At 56.8% G+C, this 17,911-nt stretch carries 19 protein-coding genes, 1 tRNA gene and 1 pseudogene; 15 read left to right on the top strand and 6 right to left on the bottom strand.

Annotated elements, in window-relative coordinates; translation table 11 throughout:
• The first annotated feature begins 1 nt into the window (after nt 1).
• Nucleotides 2-652, top strand: a complete 651-nt coding sequence (locus CBB62_14225; protein OUT39521.1) for a hypothetical protein — start codon at nt 2-4, stop codon at nt 650-652.
• 45 nt (nt 653-697) lie between these two features.
• Here the strand turns inward: CBB62_14225 and CBB62_14220 are convergent, their stop codons facing one another.
• Nucleotides 698-2,377: an energy-dependent translational throttle protein EttA gene (locus tag CBB62_14220; GenBank protein ID OUT39520.1), complete on the bottom strand. Its 1,680-nt coding sequence runs from the start codon at nt 2,375-2,377 to the stop codon at nt 698-700.
• A 90-nt stretch (nt 2,378-2,467) separates the two neighbouring features.
• Between CBB62_14220 and CBB62_14215 the strand changes: the two genes are divergently transcribed.
• The gene (locus CBB62_14215; GenBank protein OUT39519.1) at nt 2,468-2,902 is read left to right on the top strand and encodes a hypothetical protein; all 435 of its coding nucleotides are present in this window, start codon (nt 2,468-2,470) and stop codon (nt 2,900-2,902) included.
• Here CBB62_14215 and CBB62_14210 read toward each other — a convergent pair.
• On the bottom strand, nt 2,899-3,531 hold the full coding sequence (locus CBB62_14210; protein ID OUT39518.1) for a hypothetical protein: 633 nt from the start codon (nt 3,529-3,531) through the stop codon (nt 2,899-2,901). The two genes, CBB62_14215 and CBB62_14210, sit on opposite strands and share 4 nt — an antisense overlap.
• Nucleotides 3,532-3,940: 409 nt before the next feature.
• Here CBB62_14210 and CBB62_14205 point away from each other — a divergent pair, with 409 nt between their 5' ends.
• The 4 genes from CBB62_14205 (at nt 3,941) to CBB62_14190 (ending at nt 7,571) form a co-directional block, all read left to right on the top strand.
• Nucleotides 3,941-4,219, top strand: a complete 279-nt coding sequence (locus CBB62_14205) for a hypothetical protein (protein ID OUT39517.1) — start codon at nt 3,941-3,943, stop codon at nt 4,217-4,219.
• Nucleotides 4,220-4,233: 14 nt separating this feature from the next.
• On the top strand, nt 4,234-6,084 hold the full coding sequence (locus CBB62_14200; protein ID OUT39516.1) for a cation acetate symporter: 1,851 nt from the start codon (nt 4,234-4,236) through the stop codon (nt 6,082-6,084).
• A gap of 281 nt (nt 6,085-6,365) precedes the next feature.
• Nucleotides 6,366-6,611 (top strand): hypothetical protein, encoded by a 246-nt coding sequence (locus tag CBB62_14195; GenBank protein OUT39515.1) that lies wholly within the window; start codon nt 6,366-6,368, stop codon nt 6,609-6,611.
• Between the two features lie 33 nt (nt 6,612-6,644).
• Complete coding sequence (locus CBB62_14190; GenBank protein ID OUT39514.1) at nt 6,645-7,571, top strand: hypothetical protein; 927 nt, start codon at nt 6,645-6,647, stop codon at nt 7,569-7,571.
• Nucleotides 7,572-7,606: 35 nt separating this feature from the next.
• Here CBB62_14190 and CBB62_14185 read toward each other — a convergent pair whose 3' ends face one another.
• On the bottom strand, nt 7,607-8,770 hold the full coding sequence (locus tag CBB62_14185) for an alpha-hydroxy-acid oxidizing enzyme (GenBank protein ID OUT39837.1): 1,164 nt from the start codon (nt 8,768-8,770) through the stop codon (nt 7,607-7,609).
• Nucleotides 8,771-8,985: 215 nt separating this feature from the next.
• On the opposite strand from CBB62_14185, the gene CBB62_14180 reads away from it, so the two are divergent.
• The 7 genes from CBB62_14180 to CBB62_14150 all read left to right on the top strand — a co-directional run bounded on the left by CBB62_14180 (nt 8,986) and on the right by CBB62_14150 (nt 13,145).
• Nucleotides 8,986-9,423 carry a hypothetical protein gene (locus tag CBB62_14180; GenBank protein ID OUT39513.1) on the top strand — a complete coding sequence of 146 codons (438 nt, stop codon included), beginning with the start codon at nt 8,986-8,988 and terminating at the stop codon, nt 9,421-9,423.
• Nucleotides 9,420-9,728, top strand: a complete 309-nt coding sequence (locus tag CBB62_14175; protein ID OUT39512.1) for a hypothetical protein — start codon at nt 9,420-9,422, stop codon at nt 9,726-9,728. The genes CBB62_14180 and CBB62_14175 overlap by 4 nt, the downstream gene beginning before the upstream one ends.
• Before the next feature lie 138 nt (nt 9,729-9,866).
• Complete coding sequence (locus tag CBB62_14170) at nt 9,867-10,241, top strand: hypothetical protein (GenBank protein OUT39511.1); 375 nt, start codon at nt 9,867-9,869, stop codon at nt 10,239-10,241.
• A gap of 113 nt (nt 10,242-10,354) precedes the next feature.
• Complete coding sequence (locus CBB62_14165; protein ID OUT39510.1) at nt 10,355-11,101, top strand: hypothetical protein; 747 nt, start codon at nt 10,355-10,357, stop codon at nt 11,099-11,101.
• Between the two features lie 24 nt (nt 11,102-11,125).
• The gene (locus tag CBB62_14160) at nt 11,126-11,719 is read left to right on the top strand and encodes a hypothetical protein (GenBank protein OUT39509.1); all 594 of its coding nucleotides are present in this window, start codon (nt 11,126-11,128) and stop codon (nt 11,717-11,719) included.
• A complete protein-coding gene (locus CBB62_14155; GenBank protein OUT39508.1) occupies nt 11,706-12,308 on the top strand; it encodes a hypothetical protein in 603 nt (200 codons plus the stop codon). The genes CBB62_14160 and CBB62_14155 overlap by 14 nt, the downstream gene beginning before the upstream one ends.
• Before the next feature lie 15 nt (nt 12,309-12,323).
• Nucleotides 12,324-13,145 (top strand): hypothetical protein, encoded by an 822-nt coding sequence (locus CBB62_14150; protein OUT39507.1) that lies wholly within the window; start codon nt 12,324-12,326, stop codon nt 13,143-13,145.
• A gap of 3 nt (nt 13,146-13,148) precedes the next feature.
• On the opposite strand, the gene CBB62_14145 is transcribed toward CBB62_14150, so the two are convergent.
• Nucleotides 13,149-13,225, bottom strand: a tRNA-Met gene (locus CBB62_14145).
• 188 nt (nt 13,226-13,413) lie between these two features.
• On the opposite strand from CBB62_14145, the pseudogene CBB62_14140 reads away from it, so the two are divergent.
• A pseudogene (locus CBB62_14140) lies at nt 13,414-14,364 on the top strand (hypothetical protein).
• On the opposite strand, the gene CBB62_14135 reads toward CBB62_14140, so the two are convergent.
• Nucleotides 14,365-15,063, bottom strand: a complete 699-nt coding sequence (locus tag CBB62_14135; GenBank protein ID OUT39506.1) for a hypothetical protein — start codon at nt 15,061-15,063, stop codon at nt 14,365-14,367. It abuts the pseudogene before it with no gap.
• Between the two features lie 269 nt (nt 15,064-15,332).
• On the opposite strand from CBB62_14135, the gene CBB62_14130 reads away from it, so the two are divergent.
• A complete protein-coding gene (locus CBB62_14130) occupies nt 15,333-15,740 on the top strand; it encodes a hypothetical protein (GenBank protein ID OUT39505.1) in 408 nt (135 codons plus the stop codon).
• Nucleotides 15,741-15,821: 81 nt separating this feature from the next.
• Here the strand turns inward: CBB62_14130 and CBB62_14125 are convergent, their stop codons facing one another.
• Nucleotides 15,822-17,888 (bottom strand): RNA polymerase sigma factor RpoD, encoded by a 2,067-nt coding sequence (locus CBB62_14125; protein OUT39504.1) that lies wholly within the window; start codon nt 17,886-17,888, stop codon nt 15,822-15,824.
• Nucleotides 17,889-17,911 lie beyond the last annotated feature (23 nt).

Genomic DNA, 17,911 nt, shown 5'->3' with positions numbered 1-17,911 from the left:
CATGTCACTGCTTCGCCGTAACGTTCTGACACTTATTGCCCTTGGTGCCGCCATCGCGATTGCACCGCTCCAGCCCTCTGCCCTCGCACAGGACAAAAAAGCTGCAGAAGAATTCATTGCAGCAACCGGTGACAAGGTTATCGCCGCCCTGAAGGATGGCACAGCAACCGGCGCAAGTGCCGATGACTGGTTCCGCGGCATGCTGACAGATACCCTCGATATTGAAACCATGGGCCGGTTTACGCTTGGCCGTTATTGGCGCAGTGCCACCCCGGCCCAACGGGATGAGTTTCTCAAGACCTTCGAGGACGCACTGGTCAAGGTCTATACCCGTCGCCTGCGTGAATATTCCGGCGAAGAGTTCAGCATTTCCGGCAGCCGGATGGAAGGTGGCAAGGACATTATCGTCACCACCCGTATCACCTCCGGTCAGAGCGGACAGGACATCGATGCCGATTGGCGCGTGCGCCCACAATCCGACGGCAGCTTCCGGGTGATCGATTTCGTGGTTGGCAATGTCAGCCTGCTGGCCAGCCAGCGCTCGGAGTATGCGTCTGTAATCCAACGCAATGGCGGCTCGATCGACGCCCTGATCGACGTGATCCGTCAGAAAGCCGAGCAAGGCACAAGCAGCCTCGACCCGGCACAATAATCCAGCATTAAAGTTCCTGAGATAGTCTCAAGGCGCGCTGCAGCGTTATCGCTGCAGCGGCTTGTACTTGAGGCGTGTCGGCTGATCGGCATCGGCACCGAGGCGGCGCTTGCGGTCAGCCTCGTAATCCTCGTAATTGCCTTCAAACCAGACAACCTGACTGTCGCCTTCATAGGCGAGGATATGGGTTGCGATCCGGTCGAGGAAGAAACGATCGTGGCTGATGATAACCGCACAGCCGGGGAACCGGGTCAGGGCATCCTCAAGCGCGGACAAGGTTTCGGTGTCGAGATCATTGGTCGGCTCATCGAGCAGCAACACATTGGCCTGGCTCTTCAGCATCTTGGCGAGGTGCACGCGGTTGCGCTCACCGCCTGACAGCACGCCAACTTTCTTCTGCTGGTCGCCGCCCTTGAAACCGAAGGTGCCGACATAGGCACGGGACTGCATGCTCTTCTTGCCCAGTTCGATCTCGTCATAACCATTCGAGATTTCCTCCCAGACGGTCTTGTTGGCATCAAGACTGTCGCGGCTCTGGTCGACATAGCCGAGCTGGACCGTTTCACCAACCTTGAGCTCACCGCTATCTGGCTGCTCCTGACCGGTGATCATCTTGAACAGGGTGGTTTTACCGGCACCGTTCGGGCCGATAATACCGACAATGCCGCCGCGCGGCAGGTTGAAGCTGAGATCTTCGATCAGCAGGTGATTGCCGAAGCCCTTGCGGATGTTCTTGGCTTCAATGACATTGTCGCCGAGACGTGCCGGGGTCGGGATCAGGATTTGGGCTGTGCCCGGTGCCTGCTCGTTGGAATCATTCATCAGTTCCTCATAGGCGCTGATCCGGGCCTTTGATTTGGCCTGACGAGCCTTGGGCGACTTGCGGATCCACTCGAGTTCACTGGACAGGGTGCGCTGGCGGGCAGCTTCCTCGCGCGCTTCCTGCTGTAGACGCTTGGCCTTCTTCTCGAGATAGGCAGAGTAATTGCCCTCGTAAGGGATGCCGCGACCGCGATCGAGCTCCAGAATCCAGCCGGTAACATTGTCGAGGAAGTAACGGTCGTGGGTAACCATGACCACACAGCCCTCATAATCCTGCAGCGTGCGCTCAAGCCAGGCGACAGTTTCGGCGTCAAGGTGGTTGGTCGGCTCATCAAGCAGCAGCATGTCAGGCTTGGACAGCAACAAACGGCAGAGCGCTACCCGGCGGCGCTCACCACCGGAGAGTTTGGTAACCGGCCAGTCACCGGGCGGGCAACGCAGGGCATCCATGGCGATCTCGGCCTTGCGCTCCAAGTCCCAGGCATCGGCAGCATCAATTTTTTCCTGCAGCTCGGCCTGACGCTCGATCAGCGCATTCATCTCGTCATCATCGGTGACCTCACCGAACTTCATCGAGACTTCATTGAACTCCTTGACCAGTTCAACCAGTTCACCCATGCCATCAAGCACGTTTTCGGTGACGGTCTTCTTCTCGTCCAGTTCCGGTTCCTGTGACAGGTAGCCGACCTTGGCGCCCTCGGCGGCCCATGCCTCACCGTTATATTCCTTGTCGATACCGGCCATCAGGCGCATCAGCGTGGATTTACCGGCACCGTTCGGCCCCAGCACACCGATCTTGGCATCGGGCAGGAAGTTCAGGTGGATATTCTCCAGCACCTTCTTGCCGCCCGGATAGGCCTTCGTGACGCCGGACATGTGATATACATACTGGTATGAAGCCATGATGTTTTTACGCTCAACTGGTCGATATTTCAGGATTGGTTCGCGGCCTGTTCAACCGCACGCCATTAGCTACGCGAAAGGGCTGTTTGGATGCAATCTATAATGCTGGCAATCCTGCTATCGGCAGGGATTATTTCGCTGCCGCAGCCGGTTTTGGCCGCCCCGGCCATGGCCCATGCCGAATGCCGGGTGGTGGGCAAGGTGCTGGCCGTGACCAAACGAACCGTCGAGCGCGATGCGGGCTGGGCAAAATCATGGGGCATCAGCAGAACGACCGACTACCGCGATGTCATGATGGCAGTCACCTCATCGGAACTGCATCAGGATATCGGCTTCAACAACTGCGCAGAGAAGACGGGCACCCATACATTCCAGCTGCATGACGACTGGCAGAACTGGCTGCAACGCTGGCAGGCCGGTGACTGTATCACCGCCCTCAACCGGTTTGGCGGTGATGAGTTCAGGATCGGCGACTGGCTCTACGATATCGAGGAAACCCAGGCCAGCGACTGCGCGCCGGATTAGGCGACAGGAGCCGGGGCAATGCTGTCCAGCGCTGCCTGCATCTTCTCAGTATTGAGACGGTCGCGCAGATCTTCATGGGTGCGCATGACGTTGAGGCGTACGTTATTGACCACCATATCCCGGTCCAGCTGCCGATGCTCCATATGGATCGGCAAGACATCAAAGATCACGGCTCCCGCCTCAACCGCCACATCATCCGGTGGCAGCGGGGTCGATGCCAGTTGCTGGCGCAAACGATCAACCACATGGTCCGGTGTGGCTGCCATCAGATCGGCATAGGCTGGCGGTGGCGGGTGCATTGCAACACAGTCGGCAGCAATCCCCCGCCAGAATTCCAGACGGCTGTCCGGCGCGATTCGCAGGTTTTGTTGGACAAACATGGTGTCCGCATTGGTGATCAGGCTGCGCAACACACTGTCAAAGGCCACCCATTGCGCCCGTTCAATCCCGTCAACGAAGGCCTGTTCCAGAAACAGCTTGTCCCATTGCAGTCCAGCCCGCATCCGACAGTACTCAAAGGTCGACTTCTGCGCGATAAAAGCAGTTCTCTGGCCCAGAAAGCCTGACAAATCAGCAATATCGGTAATCGGGTCCGGTTTGCGGAACCATGCTTTCAGACGATCAATCACGCGGCGTTTCCCGTTTCTCCGGCGAAGTGTGGGCTGGGGATAGAGTGTGCATAAACCGCTCAGGTTAATATGACAAATTTATTGCGCGATTTTGGCACTAACACTAATCTTCTGCTAAATTAAACGTAGACGTACTTTATTTTGCACCTGCTAAGTATTGAGCAAGTGCAAAAAATAAACGGCCAGCCTTTATCGCTAAAGCGGTTCAGGAACATAAAAACAGAATGGTCGGTGCGAAGGGAGGAACTGAAAATCTATCTGAATCAACACCACCATTGTATCTGATGCCCTGCCGGTATTTTACCGGCAGCCATTTGATTTGCCGTACTGCCAGTGCAGCACGGTCGATAAACGCTAAACGACGACAACAAATAATTAGCGGAACAACCCTTAGGAAGGAGACGTTCTTATGTCAGATCAGACCGAACTGACGCCCGAACAGTCCGCAGCCCATTGGAAAAAAACCAAGGGGCTTATGCTGACCTGTTTGGTCCTATGGCTCATCTTCGGATTTGCCGTCCATTTCTTCGTTGATGCCCTGAACGAGATAGTCATCTTTGGCTTCCCGATGGGCTGGTATATGGGTGCCCAGGGCTCCCTCATCGCCTTTGTGATTATCGTTTTCTGGTTCTCGAATGCGCAGAACCGGATCGATACCGAATTTGGCGTTGCAGAAGATGAAGTGTGAGGGAGCGCCATAACATGAGTGAACAAAAAAGCGATTTTCTAAGCAATCTCGGCAAAATCTACGGCATGTACACCGGCGGTTTTGCTGCGTTTGTTATCCTGCTCGCCATCCTCGAGCAGGCTGGCGTACCTGATAAATTCATCGGTTACCTGTTCGTATTCTTCACCATCGCGGTCTATGCCGGTATCGGCATTATGTCGCGGACCATGCAGGTCTCCGAATACTACGTTGCCGGGCGTAAGGTTCCGGCATTGTACAACGGTATGGCAACGGCAGCGGACTGGATGTCTGCGGCCAGCTTTATCGCCATGGCCGGCGGCCTCTACGCCAAGGGCTACAGCTATATGGCCTTCGTGCTTGGCTGGACCGGCGGTTACGTGCTGGTGGCGGTACTGATTGCGCCTTACTTACGCAAATTCGGTGCCTATACCGTGCCGGACTTCCTTGGCGCCCGATATGGCGGCAACTTCGCCCGCACTATCGGTATCGTCATCCTGTTCTGCTGTTCCTTCAGCTACATACTCGGCCAGATCACCGGTACCGGTCTGATCGCGTCACGCTTCCTTGAAATTCCATTCGAGATTGCCGTGTTTGTCGGTCTTGTCGGCATTCTGGTCTGTTCGATGATGGGCGGTATGCGGGCTGTTACCTGGACCCAGGTTGCCCAGTATATCGTTCTGATCACCGCCTATCTGGTGCCTGTGGTTATCCTGTCTGCCCAGCAGACCGGCGTGCCACTGCCACAGATCATGTATGGTCAGGTGCTGCAGGAAATCCAGACACTGGAACAGACCAAACCGGCGCTTGAGGGCGTAACCCCGTTCATGCAGACGCCACAGGGCGGCACTGAAATCCTGAATTTCTTTGCCCTCATCATCTGTCTGATGATCGGTACCGCGTCACTGCCGCACGTTCTGATGCGTTTCTTCACGACCCCGTCGGTCCGTGATGCGCGTCGTTCGGTCGGTTGGGCATTGCTGTTTATCTTCATCCTGTACTTCACCGCACCTGCCTATGCGTCATTCGCAAAACTTGAGGTGTATCAGAACGTACTGGGTGCCGATCTCAGCTCGCTCGCAGCCATTCAGGCGCTGCCGGATTGGGTCACCATCTATGGTGGCATTGATCTGGTGTCGATCTGTGGTGAGTTTGCCGCCAGCCCGCAGGCCATCTTCGATGCCTGTCAGACTGCCGGTGTAAACTCGCTTGACCACTCGAACTTTGCGATCAAGGCCGATACGGTTGTGATTGCAACGCCGGAGATTGCCGGTCTGCCATATGTCATCGCCGGTCTTGTGGCCGCCGGTGGTCTGGCAGCTGCGCTGTCAACGGCCGATGGTCTGCTGCTGGCAATCGCCAATGCGCTCAGCCACGATGTCTACTACCGCATGGTCGACCCGAACGCCTCTACCAAGAAGCGTCTGGTTGTCGCCCGTATCCTTCTGGTGGTGGTTGCAGTTGCGGCGGCAGCCGTGGCAACAACCCAGCCGGGCGGTATCCTTGCCCTCGTGGCATGGGCATTCTCGCTCGCGGCGGCTGGCCTGTTCCCGGCACTTGTCATGGGTGTCTGGTGGACACGGACAACCAAGCAGGGCGCGATCATCGGTATGCTGGTCGGCTTTGGTGTCACCCTGTTCTACCTGATCCAGACCAAGTATTTCGGCATGGATCTGTGGTTCGGTGTTGCCAACATCTCGGCTGGTATCTTCGGTATCCCGCTGGGCTTCCTGACCATCTATGTGGTGTCCCTGATGACCCCGGCACCAAGTGCCGAAATGCAGGAGTTTGTGATCAAACTCCGGTCACCGAAGGGCGGCACGCTGATGGAGGAAAAAGGCGACGAGCCCGATCCGGCTGTTGCCTGATCACTCAATCAAAAACAACTAAAGAAAAGGCCCGGTTTCCCGGGCCTTTTTTTATACCTGCCAGCACGACTGGCTCATCTGTTCGTAAACCGGATTGATTACTTCTTCACACTTTCTTGAGATTGCGCATGATAGCGCATGGCAGCCACGCGTTTTGCGCAAGCCATGTCCGGCCAGCCTCGACGCCCCTGCCCACTCAACTTGCACATCAATCACGGGTTCATCGAATGAGCGCGCTATTGTCAAATTACGGCAAGGAACTGCCCCGGATAGACGCAGTCATGAATGCTGATAATGAACTTGCCCTCGTCACCGACGACCTGGGCTTGCAAGCGCTTACGGCAATCAGCTACCGCCGCCGCGACGGACAACTGCTCGGGCATGAGGCCGATGGCACGAGACCGCTGGGCAATCTCGCCAAACCCATGATCGGGCGCTTACAGGGCACATCGGAAGTGCTGCTGGTCATCGAACAGGCCGATCAGCCGCCTTACGAGAAAACCCTGACCTTGCTGCGCCACCCATAATCCGAACATCAACGCATTATTCCAGATACGACCATGACCAAACCTGCAACATCACGATTTGCCCGCTTTCTGAAACAGGGCGGCATCGAGGCCAGCCCGACAGACGGCTCAAATGACAGCCCGGCAAAGCGCCCGCTCGGCCGTGCTATTGGCACGCTTGCCACCATCGGTCTGCTTGCCGGTGCCATGGTTATGACACCCGGGTCTCGGGACACGGCCAGTGCCCATGCGCTCGCCACCGCCCCTGTTGCTGCCGAGCAAACGATCCAGGATGAAGCCAAAAGCCGCTATCAGCAGCATCTGGAGCGTGGGATCGAGATGACATGGTTCCGCTCCGGCACCCGCCCGATGACCACCGTGCTGTATTTCGACCGTAACCGTATGTCGATGGGCGTTGAGCGCCATGGCGGCATCGATCGGCCAGCCGAAGCGGAAGGCGCGCCGGAGTTCAGCCAGTTCATGCAGATCAAGCAACTGCAATATCAGATCGGCATGCATCAGGCGCTGGCCTTCAGCGAACAGACGTTGGCGAAGGTGCCCGGCTATAATGAGGCAAAAGCGGATGACGGCTCCGATATGGGCGATATGAAAGCCCAGATCGCCGCGATCAAGAACCCGACCGAGCCACTGACCGTTGTGCAGGCGAGCCAGCGGGTCGACGGCATCGTGCAATCAGCTATCGCCCTTGCCACATATCATGGCATCGAACTGGCTCCCGAAACCGCGGAACAGCAGAAACAGAACACCCGTGAACTGCAGATCAATGCCGTCATCATGAACATGGCCGTCAATGGGCGTATGTCCAATGAGGTCGCGGATGCCGAACAGCGGGTACGCTATCTACAGCATATGCTCACACCACCACCGTCAGAAAATCCCCAGTCGCCGACCTATGAGGTCTCAATGCCGGGCAAAGACCGTACTGCCCCCGCCCCGACACGCCGGTCCGTAACGCTCTGACGACAACCGGCCAGAGTGCTATCAGAGGCAGCCGATCAGAGACCGTTATAGTCGCGCTGACGCAGATGGCTGCGGTTAAGCTGGCTGATCGAGGTAACGCCCATCAGCTTCATGTCCCGTTCGATTTCAGTGCGCATATTCTCCAGCGCCTTTTCGACCCCCGGCTGACCGGCGGCGGCAAGGGAATAGAGATACATGCGACCCCCGGAGACGGCCTTGGCACCCACCGCCAGCGCCTTCAGCACATGGGTGCCGCGCTGGACGCCGCCGTCGCAGATCACATCGATCTTGTCACCGACAGCATCAACGATCTCGGCCAGTTGATCGAACGGGCTGCGTGAGCCATCGAGTTGGCGACCACCATGGTTTGAGACCATGATCCCGGTCGCGCCGATATCGACCGCGCGCTTGGCGTCCTCGACACTCATCACGCCTTTCAGGCAGAACTGACCGTCCCATTTGGCGCTGATCTCCTCCGCGTCCTTCCAGGACATGTTCTGGTCCAGCATCTTGGCGAAGTAATCGGAGACCGATACCGCGATATTGGTGCCTTCCTGCACATGGGTTTCGAGCTGCGGCAGGGAGAATTTCTCATTGGTGAAATAGTTGATAGCCCACATCGGATGCAGGGCAAAGCTGAGCAGGCTCGACGGCGTCAGCTTCGGTGGCGAGGTAAAGCCGGTGCGTTTGTCACGCTCGCGATTGCCACCAACGATGGTATCCACGGTCAGGGCCAGCACGTTGAAATTGGCCGCCTTGGCCCGGTCGATCATGCTGTTGGTCAGCCCCTTGTCCTTGTGGAAATAGAGCTGAAACATCTTGGGCGTGGAGATCAGCTTGCCGATCTCCTCAACACTGACCGTACCGAGGGAGGAAACACCGAACATGGTGCCGAACTTCTGGGCCGCACGCGCAACTGCCCGCTCACCCTCGTGATGGAACAGGCGCTGCAGCGCGGTTGGTGAGCAGAACAGCGGCATATCGAGCTTCTGACCCATGACCTCGACGCTCATGTCGATATCCTGAACGCTGGCCAGAATATTGGGCACCAGATCCACCTGCTCGTAAGCCTCGCTGTTGCGGCGATAGGTGGTTTCATCATCGGCAGCGCCGTCAATGTAGTGAAAGATTGGACCGGGCAGCCGTTGCTTCGCCATACGGCGAAAATCCTTGAAGTTGTGGCAGTCCTTCAATCCCATGAGCATGGTGGTCATTTCCTTCCCGAAAATCTTGTCAATACAAACGCTTGGGGCGCATTCTATCCGCATCTTCCATAGCAGGCCAGATCGCCTATCCACAAGTCCGCTCAACGCAAAAGACTAATACGGCACCAGAGGTAATTGACCCGGTGCCGAAAGCCACTAGAACCAATGGCAACAACAAACGAGAACACCCGAGAGAAGGCGAGACGCCCATGCTTGTCCAGTTTCCGTTCTGGGAATACTGGTATTTCCATGTGCCCAATTATTTGCTGGCAACCATCATGTATACGATGGCGGCCCGCTTTGGCATGGGGCTGTTTGCGCCCGCCGACTGGCCGAACTATATCTGGCAGGGCTTTCGCCGCCTGACCAATATCCCGTTGGTTGCCATCCGCTGGCTCACCCCCCATGCGATTACCGACAAGTTCCTGCCGCTGGTCGGCGTGTTCTGGTTTGCCATCTTGCGTGCCCTCTGGGCCTTGCTGTTCCTGGCACTGGGCTGGTTACCGGGCCTGACGGTTCTCGACGCCGCCCCACAACCGACACCGGATCAGCCCCCGGCGCTTGAGGCGCCTATGGCACCCACCGCGCCGGATGCTGCACCGGTTGATGAGCCGCAAACCGAAGAGCAGGAGGAGCAAGCACAATGACCGGTCGTGACTTCTTTATCTTCTCGCTCATCATGGCCATGGCCAATGGCATCATGAGTCCACTGGTTCTCGCCGTTGCCGTGCTGAACCCGATCTGGTTTCCGGGGCTGGTGCTGCCAGCGACCGAAGGCGTGGTGATTTACCTGTCATCCCTGATCGTTTCGACCGCAACTCTGCTGCTGGCCGGCATTCCTGCAGCGCTGTTCGAGCAGTTCACCAATCGCGAGGAAACCGACAAGACCGCCGGTATTATCTGGTTTATCGGCACCCTCGTCCTGTCCCTGCCAACCTTGCTCGCCGCCTGATTTACGCCGCACTGCAAAAACTATTTCGCAAGTGCAGCATTTTTTGTCATACTCCGGTGTATCAGCGATCGTTTACACCATGGTTGTCAGCCAACCATCGGTGGCTATATCATCGCCCGGTGCCGGAGGATTTTGCAGATGGATCAGGTTGAATACTGTGCCCGTATTTCAGTAATTCGCGGGGTCGGCTTTGCCGCCCTTGGCATAGGCCTGACCATGTTTGCCCTGATGTATGAACCGAGCCTGTCATTGCGGGCCGGTGCCGTGATGCTCGGCATCGTGGCCGCTGTACTGGCGATCAAGGGCTATAACGCCGACCGTACCCCGTACAAACGCACGGAAGTCTGGCTGATGCTCGACTGGAAAACCGATCTGCCGGAAGAACGCATCCAGCAGATCATCAGCTCGGCCCTGCGCACCACCTATCTGCACACCGCCAGGATCACCAGCTATCTCGCCGTCACCGCTTGGGGTCTGGCCCTCGTTGCGGCAACCGATGCGACACCGCTCTGAGCACAGCAACCGCTTGGCTGACCACGCAAGCTTGCCCAGCTTCCTGATATTTGAAATGCTGCAGTTGGTTGATCGGTACCAACCGACAACAACAGACAGTTATCAGGCGTCATATGAACTTCAAGGATCATTTCTCCACCCAATCCACGGCCTATGCCCAGTCGCGACCGACCTATCCGGACGCCCTGTTCGAGTATCTGGCGGCACAGGTCCCTGCCCGGCACTGCGCATTGGACATCGCGACAGGAAATGGGCAGGCCGCCATCGGACTGGCAAAACATTTTGATCAGGTGATCGGGATAGATGCCTCGCAGAGCCAGATAGATCAGGCCCAGCCAGCCGCCAATGTCACCTATCACTGCGCCCCGGCCGATCGGCTGCCGGTCGAGGATGGCACAGTCGACCTCATCACCATCGCACAGGCGCTGCACTGGCTGCCGCTGGAGGCGTTCTATGCCGAGGTCAGGCGCGTTGCCCGGCCCGGCGCGGTGATTGCCGCCATTTCCTATGGGCTGAACAGTTTCAATGATCCGGCAATAGATGGCCCGATCAGTGAACTCTATGGGGATGTGCTCGGTGAGCACTGGCCACCGGAACGGCGGCATGTGGAAAACGGCTACCGTGATCTCGCCTTCCCGTTTTCCGGCATTGCACCGCCGGTTATGTCAATCGAGCGGGAGTGGAGCCTTGATATTCTGCGCGGTTATCTCGAGAGCTGGTCAGCCACCCAGCGCTATATTCGCGAGGTCGGCAACAATCCGGTTGATGACCTGATGAACACATTAAGCGCAATATGGGACAAAAACAGTACCAAAAAATCTCAATTCCCGCTTACACTTAAGCTAGGATATGTCGCGTAACACCGATGCTATAATAATTTCACTATGAACAATCCTTCCAATCAGACAGTCGGTACCTCCGCCAAGGCGCAGACCCTGCACCTGTCGAGGATGAGCATACTGGTCGTTGACGATAATGAATTCGTCCTCAAGCTCGTGACCTCGATCCTCAAGGGGCTGGAGGTGGGACGGGTAATGACCGCGAGTGATGTTCTGGACGGCCAGAATCTGGTGCAGTTGAGCGCCTCACTCGCAGAAGACGGACGCCACCCGGAAATCGACATCATCATCAGCGAGCTGTTTCTTAAAAGTGGCAGCGGCGTTGACCTTCTCAAATGGGTCAGGCAGCATAAGCGTGACCGCACACGATTCATGCCGTTTATCATGATGGGCGGTTTTACAGAGCCGAAACATATTCGCTATGCACGCGATAATGGCGCAAATGAGTTTCTGGCCAAGCCGTTTTCCGTTAATACGATAGCCAGTCGGCTGATTTCGGTTATCGATCGGCCCCGGCCATTTGTTAAGACTGACAAATATTTTGGCCCAGACCGCCGGCGTCAGGAAATGCTTCCGCCCGGTCAGGAGCGTCGCAAGAGCGATAGCGGATTAGTAGAGGTTATCAATGAGCGAGATTGAGCCGAACAACCCGGAAAACGGTGCCGAAGCGTCAGATGACGGCAGCACGGGCACCAAGGTCCAGATCTATAACCGGATCAACCGCCTGCGGGAAAAGGCCGGTGGCTCGCGCCATGAGGGCGGCAATGGTCAACTTGACCGTCGCGTGCTGGACAAGGCCCAATCGGCCATCAACAAGTATGCGCCGGAATACCCTGACAATGTCGAGCGTGATCTGGATATCCTGAATGCCGTCACCCAGGAACTGATGGAAGTACCCGAAGAGCAGCAGGCAGGTGTTCTGAAGCGCCTGTCCAAGGTTGCCAATGACGTGCAATCACTGGGCACCACCTTCGGCTATGACCTGATCACGGCCTTCGGTCAGTCCCTGTGCCGCTATACCGACAGCATGCAGAGCGCAAACAGCAACCAGATGGTCCTGATCCGCGCCCATGTGGATACGATCAGCATTGTCCTGCATCGCAAGATCAAGGGTGATGGCGGTGAAGAGGGTCGACTGCTCGCCAGCGAACTCAAGAAAGCGCTGGAAAAGCATGGCGGCGAGGAAGCCGGCAAAATGCTCGACGAAAGCATGAAGGACATCGCCTGATTGCCGCTATTGGCAATGCTTGGACATGTCATGCCACAGCCCCGCCCCTATTACGCTGAAAACTCCTTCAGCCTGACCTTCTATGACATCATGACCGCCTGTGCCGGTGATCAGTTGAACGGCGAAATAGGGTTTTATGTCCAACTCGCTGGTAAACAACCGGCGCGCATTCTGGAATTGGGCTGCGGAACCGGTCGGGTGACAGCGGCATTGGCCGAACGGGGCCATACCATCTGTGGCGTTGACCTGTCGGCACCAATGCTTGAACAGGCAAGGCTCAAGCTGGCGAATAATGTGGCCTTGGGCAAGGTCCATTTCCTTCAGGCCGATATGTGTGACTTTTCGCTGGATGGCAGGTTCGATCTGATTATTGCGCCATTCTACAGCTTCAGCCATCTGCTGACCATGGAACAGCGGCGCGCCGGCCTTGCCCGGATCGCCGAACATATGGCACCAGACGGGCGTGCCGTGCTGCATCTGATCAAGCGCGATACACTGGCAACCACACTGGACGTCAGCGAACTGACAAACTCGCGCACCACAATACCTCTTCCAAGCCATCAGGCAATTCTGACTGCCCAATCAATTGGTCACTCTGCAGACCATGCTGCGCAACGCTGCGATATCAGCGTGAAGTATCAACTTATGGATAACAATCGCCGCATTGTAGCCGAAAGCGTCGAGCAGCTGACCTATGGCTGGATTGAAGCGGATCAGATAGCGCCCCTGCTCAAGGACACAGGCCTGCACCTGACCCGCCGCGAAACAGGGTTCATAGAAGGTCAGCACGGGAATGAAGACATCTGGGTTCTGGCGCACAAGGATCCAAACGCCTGAAAATGGTGGGCCCGGAGGGACTTGAACCCCCGACCAGACCGTTATGAGCGGTCCGCTCTAACCAACTGAGCTACAGGCCCAACCACGGGATGCTGTTTAGCGGATCAGGCGCGCGGTGGAAAGCCCCCATGCGCATCGGCATGCATCAAGCATTCACGCTCCCCGCATCAGATGTGGTATGTCGAGTGCCCATGAATGGGCAACGTCTCTATTGTGCCATTCAAACCGCCAGCCTCTGATCAATATCATGTCCAGCACGCCAGATAACATGACCGGCGCCACGGCAACGCCCGGCACACCGGAAACAGCTACACAGCCGCTGTATCTGCGCCTGATGCCGGCGATGTTTGTGCCATTGTGGTCTACCGGCTTTATCGGCGCCAAATACGGCCTGCCCTATGTTGAGCCGCTGACCTTTCTCACCTTGCGCTATGTGCTGGTCATTGCGCTAGTACTGCTGGCCATGGCAATCCTGCGGCCACAGCGCATTGACCGTCAGACCGCATTCTACAGTGTCGTTATCGGCATTCTGATCCATGCCTGTTATCTGGGCGCGGTATTCTGGTCGATCAGTGTCGGCATGCCCGCCGGTATCGCCGCCGTGATTGTCGGGTTGCAACCGATCCTCACTGCGCTGCTCGCCGGAGTTCTGCTCAATGAACGGGTCAGTCTGCGCCAATGGGCCGGGCTGCTGCTTGGGCTGCTCGGTGTGATCGGCGTACTGTCGCCCGGCTTGCAGGCCATTTTCGGTGATGGAAACAATCATTCCGGCATCAGCCTGATTACCGTTATCACCTGCGGTGGCGGGTTGGTTGCCATTACCCTCGGCACCATCCTGCAGCGGGCCAAGGCCCAGAATGTGCCGCTCTGATCCGGTGCGCTCTACCAGTATATCGGCGCCTTTATCGTCACCATACCGCTAGCCCTGATCTTTGAGACCAATGAGGTGATCTGGAGCGGCGAGCTGATCTTCGCGCTGTCATGGCTGGTGCTGGTGCTGTCGATCGGTGCCATCAGCCTGCTGGTCATCATGCTGCGCCATGGTGCAGCATCGCGCGTGGCAACGCTGTTCTATCTCGTCCCGCCGGTGGCAGCGCTGATTGCCTGGCTGATGTTCGATGAGCAACTGACCGTGATCCAGCTGGTCGGCATGGTGATTGCGTCAACCGGTGTCTGGCTCGCAACCCGACGCCCGCGTGTACGAATACCGGTGCAGTAATTACTGCAGGAAATCCGGACGTGTATACAGGGTCTCAATAATCTCGGACGGCAATGCCCCACCCAACAGCATCAACAAGACACCATAAATAGCCATCAACATGATCCCGCCCAGGATGGCACCGACATAGGAAACGCCACCGATATCTTCTATCGCTGTCCGCTTTTCCTCATCGGAAAGCGTTGTCTGATCGATCTGGTAGATCCGTCGGAATGCCCGGTTCAGATACATGCCCTTGCCCATGATTCCGGCAACAAGGGGAATGGCGACGAGGGCACCATTCGATAAATCCGACGAGACCTGCGCCAGCAGCCCCGGTATCGCCATGAGCAACACGCCGATCAGCCACATGCGGCGATAGAAGAACCAGGCGAAAGAAAAGAAGAATGCTGAAAACGACCATGTCAGGACCGACAGCTTCCGCTTGCCCACCATCCGCAGATAGGTTTTCGCATAGGGCTTCGGGTTGCGTTTGACATAAACCAGCAGCCAATCAGCCATCCGGTCGGACCAGACATAATCAAGAAAAGCCTGTCGTGGCGATTTCGTATTATCACCGCTGTCAGCCCGCGGTCCCTGCCCGGCATCTGTTCCAGCACCCGATTGTTGTCCGACATTTTCCCGGCGGAACGGTGGAACGCTCGACGACCTGGGATCGTTTTGTTCAAAACTTGCCGAGTTGTGTTGATTGTCAGACATGGCAAAAACCGGAAAATCAGCGATGTAGTGTCAAAGACTTAGCACGCACGCCCCCCGGTTGGACAGGGTTGAGCACGCCCATGTGACCCATATGGGGATCAAAATATGCATGACAGCAAAAATATCCGTGCCACCATTGATATCGATCAACGGTTTGGGCCGGGAAATGTGCCAAACCATAATCAAGCATGGCTCGCAGCAGGATTGGCGGGCCGTGAAGGGGGACTGGTTACTGACTTAAAGAACGTGAACAACCAAGAGGTGTAATCATGCTACAGGACCTGAAACCGGAACAGGCTGGCTATATGATCGTCAAAATGCGGGCCACCGAAGAAGCCGATGAGCTTGATCGGGATGCCCATGACGGCTTCATGCCACGGGATGAAGATGTGAGCCTGCTGATTGATGAACGTGCCCATCCGCTGGATGATCTGGAACTGGAAACCGCTATCCGCCAACTCTCCGAGGATGAGCAATGCGAATTGATTGCCCTCGCCTGGCTGGGCCGCGGCGATTATGAGGCCAGCGAATGGAAAACCGCCCTCAGGGATGCGCGTCAGCGCTGGAACAAACGGACACCGCAATATCTCACCGGCATGTCCATGCTGGCCGATTACCTTGAGGAAGGGCTGGCCGCATTGGAGTACGACATAGAAGATGTCGAGTATCGCCGCTGATTACCGACGAATGTCATTGTTACCCGATAAAAAAAGCCCCCGAAACGGGGGCTTTTCTGTTTCTGATAGTTCGGAACCGGATCAGGTATCGAGGAAGCTGCGCAGCTTGCGGCTCCGGCTCGGGTGCTTGAGCTTGCGCAGCGCCTTCGCCTCGATCTGACGAATACGCTCACGAGTAACAGAGAACTGCTGCCCCACCTCTTCGAGCGTGTGGTCAGTGTTCATGCCGATACCGAAGCGCATGCGCAGGACACGTTCCTCACGCGGGGTGAGTGACGCCAGCACGCGGGTCGTGCTCTCGCGCAGGTTCGAGTGAATGGCGGCATCCAGCGGGATAACCGCATTCTTGTCCTCGATGAAGTCACCGAGATGGCTGTCTTCCTCGTCCCCGATCGGGGTTTCGAGCGAGATCGGCTCCTTGGCGATCTTGAGAACCTTGCGCACCTTCTCCAGCGGCATACCGAGACGCTCGGCCAGTTCTTCCGGCTGCGGCTCGCGACCGATCTCGTGCAGCATCTGACGCGAGGTACGGATGATCTTGTTGATCGTCTCGATCATATGCACCGGAATACGGATGGTACGGGCCTGGTCGGCAATCGAGCGGGTGATTGCCTGCCGAATCCACCATGTTGCATAGGTCGAGAACTTGTAACCGCGGCGATATTCGAATTTGTCCACCGCCTTCATCAGACCGATATTGCCTTCCTGAATCAGGTCGAGGAACTGCAGACCACGGTTGGTGTATTTCTTGGCTATGGAGATCACGAGACGCAGGTTCGCCTCGACCATTTCCTTCTTCGCCTTGGCGGCCTCACGGGCCCCTTTCTGGACGGTGGTCGAGATGCGGCGGAACTCGGTCAGTGGCAGCCCGAAATCGTCGGCAATCTCGGTCGCGCGTTCCTGGGTCTTGTGCACCAGATCTTCATGCTTGGTGACAAAACGCTTCCAGCCACGACCGGTCAGGACACTGACGCGGTTGTAGAATTCAGGATCAAGCTCGGCACCGTAATAGTGCTTGAGGAAATCCTCGCGCTTCACCTTCGCATCGACGGCAGCGCGGAGCATCTTGCCCTCGACTTGCATCAGTGCCTTCTGCATGTTCGACAGCTGCTCAAACAGCTCCTCGATCCGCAGATTGTGCAGACGCACGGCTTTCAAATCCTCAACGAGGGCATCGGCCTTCTTGTTGTATTCCTCAAGGCGGGATTCATCGAGTTGCTTGCCAGCCTTGGCGGCCTCGAGCATCTCTTCCTGACGCATAGCGATTTCAGGATATTCGGACGCGATCTTCTTGAAGACCTCCATCACCTGTGGGCGCAGGGTTTCCTCCAGCACCGCCAGTGACATCTGGGCTTCTTCATCCTCGTCATCGCTGTCATCGGCAGACGGATCAACATCGTCATCATCAGGCGTATCCGCCTCCATGACATCGTCGTCGTCGCTGTCATCATCGTCGTCGTCATCGCTGTCCGCATCGACATCATCGTCGGAATCCTCATCGGACTCACCACGGGCAGCCTGCAGGTGAACAGCGGCGTCGCCATCATCATCAGGATCAGGCACGCCACCATAGGTGGTTTCAAGATCGACGATCTCGCGGAGCAAGATACGCTCTTCGATCAAATCCTGATACCAGCGCACAATCGCCATCAGGGTCAGCGGGCTCTGATAGATGCCGCTGATCATCATTTCGCGACCGGCCTCGATCCGCTTGGCGATGGCGATCTCGCCCTCGCGGCTCAGCAGTTCGACGGAACCCATTTCCCGCAGATACATGCGGACCGGGTCATCGGTACGACCGACGTCCTCGTCATTGATGTTACCGGAAGCGCGCTTGCCGTCATCATCATCGTCATCGTCGTCATTGCTGGCGCTTGGAGCATCGGAATCATCCTGCTCCTCATTCTCGACAACATTGATGCCCATCTCGTTGAGCGCAGACATCGTATCCTCGATCTGTTCCGAGGAATACTGATCGGGCGGCAGGGCGGCATTGAGCTCATCATAGGTGATGAACCCTTTCTCCTTGCCCTTCGCGATCATTTTTTTGACTGCCTGACCGACATTGTCGATCATTGGCTGGTCCTGGCTGTCGTCTTTTGAAGCTTTCGCCTTGTCAGCAGATTTTGCGGCCGTACTCGTCGCCATGCTTACGCTAACCTCACAATTAG

This window comes from Micavibrio sp. TMED2, from assembly GCA_002168225.1.
GTDB lineage: Bacteria > Pseudomonadota > Alphaproteobacteria > TMED2 > TMED2 > TMED2.
This window is presented reverse-complemented; position numbering and strand designations above follow the sequence as displayed.

Bases quoted from the DNA above. Each gene is read 5' to 3' on its own strand.
- CBB62_14225 (OUT39521.1), top strand. From the start codon at position 2: ATGTCACTGCTTCGCCGTAACGTTCTGACACTTATTGCCCTTGGTGCC.
- CBB62_14220 (OUT39520.1), bottom strand. From the start codon at position 2,377: ATGGCTTCATACCAGTATGTATATCACATGTCCGGCGTCACGAAGGCC.
- CBB62_14215 (OUT39519.1), top strand. From the start codon at position 2,468: ATGCAATCTATAATGCTGGCAATCCTGCTATCGGCAGGGATTATTTCG.
- CBB62_14205 (OUT39517.1), top strand. From the start codon at position 3,941: ATGTCAGATCAGACCGAACTGACGCCCGAACAGTCCGCAGCCCATTGG.
- CBB62_14200 (OUT39516.1), top strand. From the start codon at position 4,234: ATGAGTGAACAAAAAAGCGATTTTCTAAGCAATCTCGGCAAAATCTAC.
- CBB62_14195 (OUT39515.1), top strand. From the start codon at position 6,366: ATGAATGCTGATAATGAACTTGCCCTCGTCACCGACGACCTGGGCTTG.
- CBB62_14190 (OUT39514.1), top strand. From the start codon at position 6,645: ATGACCAAACCTGCAACATCACGATTTGCCCGCTTTCTGAAACAGGGC.
- CBB62_14185 (OUT39837.1), bottom strand. From the start codon at position 8,770: ATGGGATTGAAGGACTGCCACAACTTCAAGGATTTTCGCCGTATGGCG.
- CBB62_14180 (OUT39513.1), top strand. From the start codon at position 8,986: ATGCTTGTCCAGTTTCCGTTCTGGGAATACTGGTATTTCCATGTGCCC.
- CBB62_14175 (OUT39512.1), top strand. From the start codon at position 9,420: ATGACCGGTCGTGACTTCTTTATCTTCTCGCTCATCATGGCCATGGCC.
- CBB62_14170 (OUT39511.1), top strand. From the start codon at position 9,867: ATGGATCAGGTTGAATACTGTGCCCGTATTTCAGTAATTCGCGGGGTC.
- CBB62_14165 (OUT39510.1), top strand. From the start codon at position 10,355: ATGAACTTCAAGGATCATTTCTCCACCCAATCCACGGCCTATGCCCAG.
- CBB62_14160 (OUT39509.1), top strand. From the start codon at position 11,126: ATGAACAATCCTTCCAATCAGACAGTCGGTACCTCCGCCAAGGCGCAG.
- CBB62_14155 (OUT39508.1), top strand. From the start codon at position 11,706: ATGAGCGAGATTGAGCCGAACAACCCGGAAAACGGTGCCGAAGCGTCA.
- CBB62_14150 (OUT39507.1), top strand. From the start codon at position 12,324: ATGCTTGGACATGTCATGCCACAGCCCCGCCCCTATTACGCTGAAAAC.
- CBB62_14135 (OUT39506.1), bottom strand. From the start codon at position 15,063: ATGTCTGACAATCAACACAACTCGGCAAGTTTTGAACAAAACGATCCC.
- CBB62_14130 (OUT39505.1), top strand. From the start codon at position 15,333: ATGCTACAGGACCTGAAACCGGAACAGGCTGGCTATATGATCGTCAAA.
- CBB62_14125 (OUT39504.1), bottom strand. From the start codon at position 17,888: ATGGCGACGAGTACGGCCGCAAAATCTGCTGACAAGGCGAAAGCTTCA.